The organism is Mycobacterium sp. 236(2023) (assembly GCF_029623955.1).
Classification (GTDB): Bacteria; Actinomycetota; Actinomycetes; order Mycobacteriales; family Mycobacteriaceae; genus Mycobacterium.
The window spans coordinates 817110-830314 of sequence record NZ_JARSBP010000003.1; the positions used below are offsets into that span (position 1 = coordinate 817110).

General features: G+C 65.5%; 15 protein-coding genes. 9 read left to right on the forward strand and 6 right to left on the reverse strand.

The window, feature by feature from the left end:
- Nucleotides 1-255: 255 nt before the first annotated feature.
- The 3 genes from P9A17_RS15195 to P9A17_RS15205 all read right to left on the reverse strand — a co-directional run bounded on the left by P9A17_RS15195 (nucleotide 256) and on the right by P9A17_RS15205 (nucleotide 2603).
- On the reverse strand, nucleotides 256-621 hold the full coding sequence (locus tag P9A17_RS15195; protein ID WP_278039461.1) for a hypothetical protein: 366 nt from the start codon (nucleotides 619-621) through the stop codon (nucleotides 256-258).
- Between the two features lie 65 nt (nucleotides 622-686).
- Entirely contained in the window at nucleotides 687-1913 is a 1227-nt protein-coding gene (locus P9A17_RS15200) for an RtcB family protein (RefSeq protein WP_278039462.1), read from the reverse strand.
- A 57-nt stretch (nucleotides 1914-1970) separates the two neighbouring features.
- Nucleotides 1971-2603, reverse strand: a complete 633-nt coding sequence (locus tag P9A17_RS15205; protein WP_278039463.1) for an SDR family NAD(P)-dependent oxidoreductase — start codon at nucleotides 2601-2603, stop codon at nucleotides 1971-1973.
- 133 nt (nucleotides 2604-2736) lie between these two features.
- Between P9A17_RS15205 and P9A17_RS15210 the strand changes: the two genes are divergently transcribed.
- Together P9A17_RS15210 and P9A17_RS15215 are read left to right on the forward strand one after the other, a co-directional pair.
- Nucleotides 2737-3159, forward strand: a complete 423-nt coding sequence (locus P9A17_RS15210; RefSeq protein WP_278039464.1) for a nitroreductase family deazaflavin-dependent oxidoreductase — start codon at nucleotides 2737-2739, stop codon at nucleotides 3157-3159.
- Between the two features lie 56 nt (nucleotides 3160-3215).
- Nucleotides 3216-4205, forward strand: coding sequence for an MOSC N-terminal beta barrel domain-containing protein (locus tag P9A17_RS15215; protein WP_278039465.1), 990 nt, complete (start codon nucleotides 3216-3218; stop codon nucleotides 4203-4205).
- 12 nt (nucleotides 4206-4217) lie between these two features.
- Here the strand turns inward: P9A17_RS15215 and cynS are convergent, their stop codons facing one another.
- The 3 genes from cynS to P9A17_RS15230 form a co-directional block, all read right to left on the reverse strand.
- Entirely contained in the window at nucleotides 4218-4667 is a 450-nt protein-coding gene (gene cynS, locus P9A17_RS15220; protein WP_278039466.1) for a cyanase, read from the reverse strand.
- Entirely contained in the window at nucleotides 4664-5527 is an 864-nt protein-coding gene (locus P9A17_RS15225; RefSeq protein ID WP_278039467.1) for a formate/nitrite transporter family protein, read from the reverse strand. The genes cynS and P9A17_RS15225 overlap by 4 nt, the downstream gene beginning before the upstream one ends.
- A gap of 122 nt (nucleotides 5528-5649) precedes the next feature.
- Nucleotides 5650-7290, reverse strand: a complete 1641-nt coding sequence (locus P9A17_RS15230; RefSeq protein WP_278039468.1) for an acyl-CoA synthetase — start codon at nucleotides 7288-7290, stop codon at nucleotides 5650-5652.
- A 249-nt stretch (nucleotides 7291-7539) separates the two neighbouring features.
- Here P9A17_RS15230 and P9A17_RS15235 point away from each other — a divergent pair, with 249 nt between their 5' ends.
- The 7 genes from P9A17_RS15235 to P9A17_RS15265 all read left to right on the forward strand — a co-directional run bounded on the left by P9A17_RS15235 (nucleotide 7540) and on the right by P9A17_RS15265 (nucleotide 13110).
- Nucleotides 7540-8496: a hypothetical protein gene (locus P9A17_RS15235; RefSeq protein WP_278039469.1), complete on the forward strand. Its 957-nt coding sequence runs from the start codon at nucleotides 7540-7542 to the stop codon at nucleotides 8494-8496.
- Nucleotides 8493-9032 (forward strand): hypothetical protein, encoded by a 540-nt coding sequence (locus P9A17_RS15240; protein WP_278039470.1) that lies wholly within the window; start codon nucleotides 8493-8495, stop codon nucleotides 9030-9032. The genes P9A17_RS15235 and P9A17_RS15240 overlap by 4 nt, the downstream gene beginning before the upstream one ends.
- A 28-nt stretch (nucleotides 9033-9060) precedes the next feature.
- Nucleotides 9061-9936, forward strand: coding sequence for an HTTM domain-containing protein (locus tag P9A17_RS15245; RefSeq protein ID WP_278039471.1), 876 nt, complete (start codon nucleotides 9061-9063; stop codon nucleotides 9934-9936).
- A 183-nt stretch (nucleotides 9937-10119) separates the two neighbouring features.
- On the forward strand, nucleotides 10120-10839 hold the full coding sequence (locus P9A17_RS15250; protein WP_278039472.1) for a hypothetical protein: 720 nt from the start codon (nucleotides 10120-10122) through the stop codon (nucleotides 10837-10839).
- Entirely contained in the window at nucleotides 10836-11219 is a 384-nt protein-coding gene (locus P9A17_RS15255; protein ID WP_278039473.1) for a hypothetical protein, read from the forward strand. Before P9A17_RS15250 ends, P9A17_RS15255 begins: the two co-directional genes overlap by 4 nt.
- A gap of 111 nt (nucleotides 11220-11330) precedes the next feature.
- Nucleotides 11331-12191, forward strand: coding sequence for a hypothetical protein (locus P9A17_RS15260; RefSeq protein WP_278039474.1), 861 nt, complete (start codon nucleotides 11331-11333; stop codon nucleotides 12189-12191).
- 61 nt (nucleotides 12192-12252) lie between these two features.
- Nucleotides 12253-13110 carry a DUF4436 domain-containing protein gene (locus tag P9A17_RS15265; RefSeq protein ID WP_278039475.1) on the forward strand — a complete coding sequence of 286 codons (858 nt, stop codon included), beginning with the start codon at nucleotides 12253-12255 and terminating at the stop codon, nucleotides 13108-13110.
- Nucleotides 13111-13205: the final 95 nt, after the last annotated feature.

Consider the following 13205-nt stretch of genomic DNA (forward strand, 5'->3'; position numbering starts at 1 on the left):
CAGATGTTTCCCTGGCGTTACAGCAAATGTCCATATTGCGAAAAAGAATGGGAAGCGAATTTGCGGTAGACACGGTGAGCGCGGCACGAAATGTGGGTGACGACGGCATAAGCATCACGAGCCTGAGCGCCGCGTTCGAGGGTTGTTACATATTTGGCAGCAATGTGCCATTTGCAAGTTTGTGCCATTAATGCCGGGCGCATTGAGCAAATCCAGAAGCGTGTGAGTCCGCTCGGAAGCTCAGGCCTCTTGCTGCTACATCAGGCCCGGCGGAATCGGTGCCGGCAGCTGGATCGGTGGAATGTCGGCGGGCAACGGCACCGTCGGAATGTCCGCGGGCATCGTGACCGGGGGCACCGCAGAAGGGAACGCGACGGCCGGGATGTCGGCCGGCAGTTGAACCATCGGGACGTCTGCGGGGTAGGGGAATGGAGGCAGGCCTGCCGGGATCGGCAGGTTCGGTAACGGCAGCGCCGGGAATGACGGGGCAGGGAAGAACGGAGCCGGATCGGCCTTCGATGGATCCACCGTAGCTGGATCGGCCGTGGCCACAGCAGGTCCGATTGTCAACGCGGCCAGGCACAGTCCCAGCACCGCGGCGGATCGGCGGATGCGGGCCATCAATCAAGGCTAGACCGCGGCCCGGCTCCGGCGAACAGGTTCGCCGGAGCCGGGCGCGGTCGGCGCTACGTGCCCTTGACGTTGAGCACCTGCCGTAGCGTGTGCTCGATCTCGACCAACTCGGAGGCATCGGCCATCACCTGGTCGATGTCCTTGTACGCGTCCGGGATCTCGTCGACCCATTCGTCGCCGTGGCGGTACTCGATACCGGCCATGCGCGCAGCCAGATCGTCGGCGGTGAACCGCTTTCGGGCCTGGGTGCGCGAGAAGCGGCGTCCCGCCCCGTGCGGAGCCGAGCACAGGCCGGCGGCGTTGCCCTTCCCTCGAACAATGTAGGAGCGGGTCCCCATCGAGCCGGGAATGATTCCTCGCACGCCTTCGTGAGCGTCGATCGCACCCTTGCGCGTCAACCACACGGACTTACCCGCGTGAGTCTCCTTGCGCGTGTAGTTGTGGTGCGTGTTGATCCGCTCTACCTCGATGGCGGCATCGCCGCCGACGCCCATCCACTCGGCCAGCACCCACCGGAACCGGTCCGTCATCTCGGCGCGGTTCTCAAGGGCGAATCGCTGCGCCCAGTTCAGCTCCCGCAGGTACGTCGAAAACTCGCGCGTGCCCTGCGGCAGATAGGCGAGGTCGGCGTTCGGCAGGTCGATCCACCAACGCCGGCACAACTGCTGGGCCGACCTGATGTGATTCTGCGCGATCTTGTTGCCCACGCCCCGCGAACCGGAATGCAGAAACATCCACACCCGATCGGCTTCATCGAGACACAGTTCGATGAAATGGTTTCCGCCGCCGAGGGATCCGAGCTGCTCGCGCCACTTCGGGGAATGTGACAGGTCGACGTTGCGGTGCGTCCCATCCCCACCGTCATCACCCGGCGAGGCCAGAGCTTCCAGCGCGGCGATGCGCTCGTCGGTGTGCTTCCCCCAGGCGCCCCCGCGAACATCGCTGTTGTAGTTGCCGGGCGAGAGCGGGATGACGTCCTCGATCGCCTTGCGCAGAGCCGCTCGGTCGCGTCCCGCGATGTCGGAGGCGGTGAATACCGTTCGGGCAGCGATCATCCCGCAGCCGATGTCGACACCAACGGCAGCAGGGATCACCGCGTCGATTGTGGGAATCACGGTCCCGACCGCTGAGCCCTTGCCGCTGTGAGCATCTGGCATCAACGCGACGTGAGGGTGCACAAACGGCATCGCTGCTGTCTGCTTCGCCTGTTCGATCGCGTTGTCGGCGATCTGCGACGCGAAGTTCAACAGCTTGAAGCCTTCGATGCGGTGCCCGGTCATGGATTTGATTGTCCAGTGGGTGTCCACTGGATAAATCCGACCTGCGCGCAGACGCGACTACGCCGTCATCAGATAGTCGGCGCTGCCGACGCACACGACACCCGCCGGGTTGACCGTCGTGGCCGCCATGACGACGGCGGTCGCGACTGCCGTCGTGTCACCGTACATATCGCCCGTGACAACACTGAATCGCACACCGGCACCGGCGAATTGGGGCCGCATCGCATACAGAGCGGTCTCGCCGGCACGCATGGTTGCCGCCACCGTCGTGTAGCCCATCGGCACCGCTTTGTTCGGATAGAAGTGCGCCTGATGGTTGGTCACGAAGGCGAAGTAGCCACCCGCCGGCATCAGCGGCAACGCCAGCTCGGCGAACCGCCGCAGAGCCCTGGCGCTGCGGCCGGGGGCCTCCGATGCGGTGAGGATCGCAGCGTCCAGCCGGCCGAAGCGTGCGCCGATCGAGGCGATCAAGGCTGCCGTGTCCAATTCCTCGTACGTGTCCGCGGCGAGCGGTGTCGCCAGGCCGCCGGCGGCACGGATCGCATCGGCGACCTCGGCTGCGCGGTCGGAGTCGGCGCAGTTCACCACGACGTGCGCTCCCGACCGGGCGAACTGTCGCGCGATCTCGGCTCCGATGGCTCCGGAAGCGCCGTTGACGAGGACGACGGGGGTGGCGTTCGTGGATCGCATCGTGGCTCCTTTGCTCGACTGCTTTCCCAGACGGTACACGCGTTCCTAAGAAAGGTAAGGGAAAAATAAGGTAACGATAAGATAGCTAATCGTCGGCGGGAATACATCGCCACCCCGCGCCATTGATCAGACCGTGACTGAGCAACCGCACCTGAGCCCGACTGACTGGGTCCGTGACCAGACCGAACGCATCCTCGAACAGGGCACCACCGACGGCGTCGAGGTCCTGGACCGCCCTGTCGTCCTGTTCACCACCACCGGCGCCAAGTCCGGCGCGAAGCGCTACGTTCCGCTGATGCGCGTCGAAGAGAACGGGCGCTACGCCATGGTCGCCTCCAAGGGCGGAGACCCCAAGCATCCGCTCTGGTACCACAACGTCAAGGCCAACCCTGTGGTCACGGTGCAGGACGGCGACAAGGTCGCGACCATGACGGCCCGCGAGATCGAGGGTGACGAGCGTGAGCACTGGTGGAAGCTCGCGGTCGAGGCCTATCCGCCGTACGCGGAGTATCAGACCAAGACCGATCGCCTGATCCCGGTCTTCATCGTCGAGTAGCCAGGTCGAGTAGCGGACCATAGCGCTCGGCCGCCGACTGGTGGTGCAATGGCCGCATGAAGGTCGTCGAACTGTGGCGCTATCCGGTCAAGTCGATGGGCGGCACCCGTGTCGAACGCCTGCGCATTGATCGTCGCGGGGTGCACGCAGACCGGCTGTGGGCGGTGCGCGACGTGGAGAAGGGCGTGACGGCCTCGGCGCGCAGAGTCCCAGCGCTGCTGCAGTGCTCGGCTCGGTACGCCGTCGAACCGGGCGAAGACGCCGGGCCCGGCAACGCGGCCGCGGTCGTCATCACCATGCCCGACGGCCGGGAATTCGACGGCGGCGATCCCGGCGTCAATGCGGCGCTCAGCGAACTGGTGGGCCGGGAGATGCGGTTGGTGTCGCTGCCGCCGGTGAAAGACACCACTGAGCACCGCATGTCTCTGCAGGCATCGCTGGCCAACTTCGCCGCCCCGCAGGTTCGCAGCGATTTCGGCCTGGGTGACAGCGAGGACCTGCCCGACACGTCGGTGTTCACGACGCGCCAAATGGTCACGCTGGCAAGGTATTCCACGCCGCCCGGGACGTTCGTCGACCTCAGCCCCGTGCACGTTCTGAGCACGGCGAGCCTGCGCAACCTGTCCGCCGACGGGGCGCCCTACGACGTTCGCCGGTTCCGGCCGAATGTGCTGATCGACATCGACATCGACAACGACGGCGACGCATTTCCCGAGTCTGCCTGGGTCGGCGGCGAGATTCGTTTCGGGACTGCCGTTTTGTCCGTGACCAACCCGACGATCCGGTGCGTGGTCCCGACCCGCCCGCAGCCCGAGATCGACCTCGACAAGGCACTCACACGCCGACTGGCCGAGCGGACGAACCGATTCCTCGGCGTCTACGCCGACGTCGCGACGCCCGGAACGGTCACCGTCGGTGATGACGTCAGCGCGCGTCCGCCGGCACCCCCCGGTGCCGTCGAACGGACAGCTGCCGCCCTCGGCAAATCGGCCACCCGCGGCTTGCAGCGCTTGATGGAGGCGACAGTTCTGCGGAACAAAGGGTGACCGCACGTTCCGTCACCACCGGTAGTCGAGGAACTTTCCGTCGAACGTGACGACCACCCGGTCCCCGTCGGGGTGTTCGCGGCGGGCGATGTCGACCTTGAAATTGATGGCACTCATGATGCCGTCGCCGAACTCTTCGTGAATCAGCTCCTTGAGCGCAGGGCCGTACACGGCGAGCGCCTCCTGAAACCGGTAGATCGTCGGATCGGATGCCAGCGCCGGATCGAGCCCGCGACTCGGCTGCTGCTGCAGGCTTTCGGCCACTGAGGCGTCGAGATCGAGGAGGGCGCAGACGCGATCGGCCTGAGCCGCTTCCATCGGATGCTGGCCGAGCAGCGCGGCCACGCACCACACCGGCGGTGCGTCGATCTCGTCGGCAATATCCTTCCAGCTCAGCTTCTTTCGGATGCGTGCTGCCGTAACCAGAGCTGCGGCTTCGTTTTTCGGCATGATCGGGGTCATCGGGCGCTCCCGTTGGTGGCGCTGACCAGCGAGCGGTCTTCGGTGGGCAACTCGACGAGGCGCTTGTCGCCGGTCCGGGCGTGCGTGGCGAACAGCGTCAGGCCGACAAACGTCAGACCGCCGACGAGGTTGCCGACGACAGTGGGGATCTCGTTCCAGACCAGGTAGTCACCGATGGAGAAGTCGCCGCCCATCATCAGGCCCGACGGGAACAGGAACATGTTGACGATCGAGTGCTCGAAACCCATGTAGAAGAACAGCATGATGGGCATCCACATCGCGATGACCTTGCCCGAGACGCTGGTCGACATCATCGCCGCCACCACGCCGGTCGACACCATCCAGTTGCACAGCACGCCGCGGATGAACAACGTCAACATGCCGGCCGCGCCGTGCTCGGCGTATCCGACGGTGCGGCTGTGGCCGATCTCGCCCAGTCGCTGGCCCACCTCGTTGGGGTCCACGCTGAAGCCGAACGTGAACACGATCGCCATCATCAACGCCACGACGATCGCGCCCGCGAAGTTGCCGACGAACACCAGGCCCCAGTTGCGCATCATCGAGCCGAACGTGACACCTCGTCGCTTGTCCAGCATCGCCAGCGGAACCAACGTGAAAACGCCCGTCAGCAGGTCGAATCCGAGCAGGTACAGCAAGCAGAAGCCGACCGGGAACAGCACCGCCCCGAGCAGGGCGTTGCCCGTCTGCACGGTGATGGTCACCGCGAACGCCGCCGCCAGCGCGAGGATGGCGCCGGCCATGAAGGCGCGGATCAGAATGTCGCGGGTGGACATGAGAGCTTTCGACTCGCCGGCATCGATCATCTTGCCGACGAACTCGGTCGGACTCACATAAGACATGGGGAACCTTTCGGGGAAGGGTTGTCCCCGGCAGGTTTCCCAGTTTGTATTGCCGATTCGAAACATCACGTGGACATTCGTGTTGCTTCCCGCTCACACATGTCCGGACTGCCTGTGAGGGCTCAGCTGTCGACGTCCATCTCGACCAGTACCCGCCGCAGCAGTTTCCCAGTCGCGTTGCGCGGCAATTCGTCGACGAACACGACGTCGCGGGGAACCTTGTGGCGCGCCAGGTTCTCCTTCACATGAAGTTTGATCTCCGCGGCGTCCTTGGTGGCGCCAGGTTCGGAAACGATGAAGGCGCGCAACCGCTTTCCGTATTCCACGTCGTCGACGCCGACCACCGCGACCTCGGCGACATCGGGCCGGGCTTCGATCAGGTTCTCGACTTCCTGCGGGAAAACGTTCTCTCCGCCGGAGACGATCATGTCGTCGTCGCGTCCGTCGACGAACAGCAGCCCGTCGTCGGTGAAGTGGCCCATGTCACCGCTGGACATGTAACCGTCGATGATCTGCTTGTGGCGGCCGTCGGTGTAACCCTTGAACGGCGCGCCGTTACGGACGAAGATGCGCCCCCGCTTGTTGCGGCCCTCGACGCGCTGGTCGTTCTCGTCGTAGAGGACCACCTCGCAGGTGATGGGTGCGCGCCCCGCCGTGCCTGGAGCGGCGCGCAACTCGGAAGGCGTTGCGACGCTGGCGATTGCGCATTCGGTGGAGCCGTACATGTTGTAGAGGACATCGCCGAAAGCGTCCTGCACCCGGTTCGACAGCTCAGGGCTCAGAGCCGAACCGGCGATCAGGATGACCTTCAGCGAGGACGTGTCGTACTTGGCGAGCACGTCGGGACCGAGCTCGACCATCCTGTGCAACATCGTCGGGACGGCAACCAGCATGTCGGCCTTGTGCGTGGCGATGAGGTCCAGTGTCTTCTCGGCGTTGAACCGCCGCGAGGTCACCACCTTGTTGCCGAACGCGGCGCCCACGGTGTAGGTGGCCCACCCGGTGCTGTGGAAGATCGGGGACACGATGACCATTGTTCCCTTGTGCGGGAACGGAATTCGGTCAATGATCTGCGCTGTCGCGAGCGGCGAGACGCTGTCGCGCGGCGCACCCTTGGGCAGCCCGGTCGTGCCGCTGGTCAGGATCACCGAGCCGCCCGGCTTCTCGGGCGGCGGCAGGGGTTGCGTCGAGTTCGCGGCGACGATGTCGTCGAGCGCCGGGACTCCGGCCGGCACGTCGGCGCCCTCGTCCACCCACGTCAGCACACGCGGCATGTCGGCAGGCAGCGCGTCCAGAAGTCCGAGGAACTCACTGTCGTGCAGCACGACGGCGACGTTCTCGCGCTGGCACACCTCCGCGAACTGAGGCTTGGCGAAGCCGGTGTTCATCAGCACCATCCGCGCGCCGAGCTTGCCGCACGCGGCCATCGTGATCACCAGACCGCGGTGATCGCGGCACAGCACGCCGACCACCGACCCTGCCACGACGCCGAGTTGATGCAGACCGTTGGCCAACGCCCACGACTGGTCGTCGACCTGCTTGTAGGTCAAGGTCCCGCGTTCGTCGACGACGGCGGGCAGGCTGGCGTACTTACGTCCACCCTGGATCGTCATCGTGGCCTGCGGGCCGTAGATCCGGGAGAGCTTCGCCGTGTTGACCGATGACCTGAGATCGGTCAGGTCGACGATGCCGGTGTCGATGAGGCGCTTGACCGCCCGCGCCGATTCGGACACCTGCTGCAGCTTCTGTCGCACCGCGTTCATCTGAAGGCCTCCTCGCCGGTCGCTTGGAAGCAACGTAGCAAGTGTTGACGGCCGTCGACATCATGCGTTGTCACGCGAGCGGAGCCGCGAGCTGGGCGGTAGGCGGTGATCGCGGCGCTCTGCGGTCTGGTCCCTGCGGGCGCTCTGGCAGTAGGCTGTCGGGTAAGAACGAGCGAATGCGGCAACTCTCCCAAGAGCTGCTCGAAGTCGCTTGTCGTGGGGAATACGCAATAAGCCGGGGGCGGAGCAATGCGTCGATCATGGGAACTGTCCGGTCGGGTGGGCAGTGCGGTACTGATGGTGGCCGGGCTCGCCGTGTGCGCCAACCTGCTCGACGTGACCGAGGAGGTCCGGCCGCGGATCGTGCTGACGAACCAGCCGGGTGACGACGGATCGGGCGATTCCAGTTCGTCGGGGGATTCGAGTACGTCGGGGGACTCGAGTACCTCCGGGGACACGACCTCGGGGGATTCGAGCACGACCGGCGACACGAGCACGACCGGTGACACGAGTACGACGGGCGATACGAGTACCACCGGTGATACGAGCACGACCGGCGATACGAGTACCACGGGTGACACGAGCACGACGGGCGATACGAGCACGACCGGTGATACGAGTACGACCGGTGACACGAGTACCACGGGTGACACGAGTACGACCGGAAATGCGAGTACGACCGGTGACACGAGCACGACGGGCGATACGAGTACCACCGGTGATACGAGCACGACCGGTGGCACGGGTGCGACCGGCGGCGACGGCTCCGGAGGGTCGTCGGGTGGACCGGGTTCGGCCGCGACCTCGGTGGATCCGAGCGTGATGATCGCGACGCCTGCACCGCCCGAAGTCACCGTGGCTCCCGTAACGACGTGGCCGCCTGCGCTCGCCACTGTGGCACCGACGACGGTCTGGGCGGCGTTGACGCCGTCGGCGGGACCATGGACGGCAGCGCCTCCCGTCCCGCGCCTGGTGCCACCGACGGCGCTGGAAACGTTGGCCGGCGGCGTTCCCGTCGCGCGGATCCACGGCGACCGGAACACCGTGCCAAAAGTCAATCCATTCGTCGCTCCGGAGATTCGATCAAATGCATCCCCGAACGGCTCGGGACGAAACGACCAACTGATGCTCACGACCACGTTCGTCGGCGCGCTGCTGATGGGGTTCGTGTGTTTCCTGGGCTGGCGACGTAACCGGCTCGGATGACGGTGCGGGCCGCGCTGACCGCGCTCGGAGTTCGTTTCGAGCGCTCGGCGTCTGGCGAATGCCTGATCAGCGTCGTGGCCAGTGTGGTGGTGTTGATCGGCGTCGCCTGGAATCTGCCGGATTCTCCCGTCAGGCGGGGTCTCGTCGAAGTATTGCGTCCGATCGCCGAATCGACTGGACTGCAACAGAAATGGACGATGTACGGTCCCGATCCGATCTCCGTGCTCGAAACGCTGGAAGTCCGGGTCACGCTGGCTGACGACACCGAGCGCACCTGGACCTCCGACCGCGACGATCCGGCGATCGCGTCGTTCCAGTGGTACCGCTGGCAGAAGCTGAAAGAACAGCTCATCCGCGACGAGGATGCCGTGCCGGATTTCGCGCGCTGGGCGGTAGGCGAAGTGACCGCTCCGGGCGATCGCCCCGTGCACGTCGAGGTCGTGGTGCGCAGCCGACCTTTACGCGCACCCGGTGACGATCGCCCCACAGACGTTTCGGTTCGAACGCTGTACCGCAGCGATCTGCGCACCTCGTGATGGCGCGGCGATGAACCTCGCGGGCGGCATGGCTGCAAAAGCATGGCGCGCCTTCTGGTTTCAGCCCGAGCCGCTGTACGTCCTCGGTGCGGTTCGCGTCGCCTTCGGCGCCACGATCGTCGTCTGGGCGCTGACGCTTCACCCCGATCTCGACGACTTCTTCCCCCCGGCCGGAGTGCTCGTCCGCCCGAGAGCCGATCCGTTCGAGTGGGGCGTGTTCAGTCACGGAGCCGACGACCGTGCGGTCCTGACCGGCTGGATGGTGCTGGTGGTGTCCGCGATCGCACTCGCGGCCGGCTGGCACAGCCGGGCAGCGGCGGTGATCGTCTTCGTCCTCATCCTGTCGTTCCAGTACCGAAACCCGTTGATCTTCAACGCAGGAGACGTGCTGTTGCGGGTGGAGGCCCTGATCCTCGCCCTCGCGCCGTCCGGCGCTGCGCTCTCCTTCGACGAACGGCGCCGCACCGGGTCGTTCTGGTCAGCCCAGACCCGTGCGCCATGGCCGTTGCGACTGTTGCAGATTCAGCTCACCGTGGTCTACGTGGCGACCTTCGCCGCACGCATGACGGGGGAGAAGTGGCCGGACGGCACGGCGGTGTCGTACGCGTTGCGTCTCGACGACATGCTCATCCTGCGTGTGCCGACTGTGATCGTGGACAGTCCGCTGTTGATGAACGTCAGCACCTGGGCGGTGTTGTTCGGTGAACTCCTGCTGGGGATCCTCATCTGGGTAAGACGATGCCGGCCGACGGTGATCGTGCTCGGCGTGACGCTCCACGTTGCGATCATGGTCACCGTCGCGGTGGGGTTCTTCTCGCCCGCGATGGTGCTGCTCTACCTGGCGTTCATCCCGTCGGAGGCGGTGCAGCGATGGGTGTGCCGACGTGCCGGCCCGGTCATGTAGCCGCCAGTCGACGCCAGTGCCGACCGTGCCCGTCGGCGGCAGCCCGGAAACCGTCGCCGCGGATCCGTCTATCGGCACCGTGTGGGCGGTGAACGTCGCGGACAACTCGATATCCGTGCTCCGGTCGTAGAGGCTCGGCGCGCCCTCGGCGGGATCGAGAGCCGCGCGGGGGATGATACGGATGTGGTTGCTGATACTGATGTGATCGACGGGAACTCGCTACCTGAGCCGCCGCCGGGGGAGCAAACCGCTGCTCCGACGTCCAAACGCGCGTGGTCGATGCCGAAGTCCCCGGTCAGCCGCCAGCAGGTTGACGACCTCGGGCGAGTCGCCGCCACGGCAGCCGCCGCTGCCACCAAGTCGTTCGCCAGATCTGTCGCGGCACTGGCCCGTTTCTGCGGCCGCGCCGCCGCACACGGGTGGCGCGCCATCGAGCGCGTGCCTGCCCATGTTCGGCTGCTGTTCGTGGTCGCCGTCGTGATGCTTTCGGGAGTTGTCGGTTCGATCGCGCTGTCGGGCACCGCCGGTCTGATCTGCGCCATCGTGGTTGTGCCCGTCTCGTCCATCACCATCGGCGCACTCGGACATCGTTGGTACAGCAGGCAGAGCGGCGATGCGACCCCGCACATCGACTCTTCCGAGCTCGCACGGTCGATGGGGTACGTCGACAGGAAGCTGACCCTGGCGCTGAACACCTTCGGCTCGGAGCGTCACCAGCAGGCTGTGATCGCGCTGTTCCAGGCGAAGACTGCCGTGGAGCTCACCCTGGGCACCGAACAGGACTATGCGACCCACATCGATGAGCCGGTATCGGTCGACGACTACGGTCTGCGCCCGCGCATCCAGGCGGGTCCGGCGTCGACTTCGCCGCCGCCAGAGAGCAATTCCCTGGCGGCTTCGTGAGTGAGCCGACGATCTCCGGACAGGTCGCACTGATCGAGGACGACTACACGCTCGTCATCAACAGGGGCGCAGAAGCCGGAGTGGTACCCGGGATGGTGTTCGCCGTGTATTCAGGCGCAGGCCGGCTGATCACTGATCCCGAATCCGGGAGGGAGCTCGGCAGGCTCAGCCGTGAGAAGCTGCGGGTGCGCGTTTTCGACGTGCAATCGTTGTTCGCCCGGGCGCACACATTCGTCGATACCGCCGATTTCCACGGTCTGCTCGCGGTTCCGTTCGACTCGCGGCCGCACGCAGAAGTCGTCACCATCGATGTGGGCGACGCGGTGCATCTCGTCAGCGTACGGCCGAACGCTCGTCGGATGGATCGCGAAATCGGTTAGTGCCCGGCACTTCTCAGCGACGGACGCCTTCGCGACGACGACAACACGGTGACAGACGTTGCGTCTCGGCCAGCCACTGGCAGAATTCGGGCATGCACCGGAAATCGGCCAGTGCCCTCCGCTAGTGCCGCCGAGCGCGCGGCGGATGCGGTAGCCCGGGTCCGCGACGATCCCGAGGGTCGGCTTGCGCTGCTGCGACAGATGTACCAGGTACCCCGAAATGTAGATCGCGGTTACCTGCCTTACCGGAGGGCGGCGTCGGCGTTCATGGGCTGGCAATTGCAGCGGGGCCTGCTGAACCCGCCGGACGATCCGCACCCCGGAAGCCAGTGGTGGCGCGCCGTGAACGAAAGCCTCCTGCGTGACACCGCGGAAGCGCGTGCACTCGCGTTCGGGTACTCGGGGTCGCCGACCAACGCCGGCGCGGCCGCGCACCTCGAGTTCATCCAGCGGCCGAACGCCCGGAGTTGGTACCTCGCGCACAACACCAGCGTCGTCGCGGGTTATCTTGCGAACGAATCCCTTGCGGTGGCCGAACGACGCGTCGAACGGTTCTTTTTGAACGTCGTGCTCATGCGGGTGCTGTTTGCGCACGCGATGGTGTCAGCACCCGCACTGGCCCTGGGATGGCTTGCGCCGCTGGGTCGCCCGGTCGGCGACCCGCGTGTCGGATTCACCGGGATCTTCCTGTCGCTGGCCCGGATTCTTCCGGATCGGTATCCGCTCGGCGACGACGTCGGCAACTACATCGCGATCGAGCACGGATTCGGGCACGCCCTCGACATCGGCGTCATCCAGCCGAGGCTGCGATCGCTCTACCGGTGGTCAGCCGACCAACTGGGCCTTCCCGCGCTGTGCAATCTCGTCGTCGGCGACACGCCTCGATACGCGTGGCATGTCGCCGATGACGAGTTCTGGCGAATCACTCCGTCGCCCCTCGCGGGTGCGGCGCGCCGCTTCCTTCCGGCCTGACACGTGAGGGGATCGCGCGGAACGATCGCTCGAACTGATGTGTGCAGCTAACATCCCCACGGTGCCTGATGATCGCCGTCGCCTTCGTTCACGTCTCCGAATAACCTCAAGCCTTGCCATTGTCGGGCTGATCTACATCGCCTCGCTCGTCGGGTACTACTTCGTGAGCAACTCGTATCCGGCACTGCCGGAGTTCGATCCGACCCCTGCGGCTGAGCCTGTCGTCTCGATCGACATGGATGCGATTCACACGATGAACAACGAACTCGAGATCTCGGTGTTGCTCATCGCGCCCGAGAAGTTCCTCGACCCGACGCTCAAAGTGCTCAACACCGACATCGCCGTGCGGCTGTACCCGTGGGTCGATCAGGGTGAGCTGAAGTTCCCCAAAGGCCAGACTCCGGCCAGCATCGACGCGACGATCGAGGCTGACGGTGACGCCGACCGCTGGCCGTTCGACACCTACACCACCAAACCGTTGACCGCCGATGTCCTGATCGGCTCGGGGGACGATCGCACCGTACAACCCGCCGAGATCCGGTTCAGCGGACAGGTCGAGGGCTGGAATATCGATGTACAGCAGACCGATTCCGATCCGCAGGCTTCCGTCATCACACTGAGCCGGCACCGCGGAACGCTGGCGTTCGATCTGGGTGTCTGTCTCGTGCTCATCGCGCTGCCCGCGATGGCCATGATCGTGGCCATCGAAACGATCAGGGGCAAAAGGCAATTCCTGCCGCCGCTGTGCACCTGGTTTGCCGCGATGCTGTTCGCGGTCGTACCGCTGCGCAACATCCTGCCGGGCGCCCCGCCGCCCGGTGCGTGGATCGACCAGGCGATCGTGCTGTGGGTCCTCATCGCGCTCGTTTCGGCGATGGGCATCTACATCGTGGCCTGGTATCGCTTTCACAAGCAGTAGTGCACGCGTCGGTGCCGCCCAAAATCTCCCGACCACAACAACTTTGCGTAAGCGCTCCAACCTCAGGTGCGGGCTGTTGCCGGCGTGACGTAGGT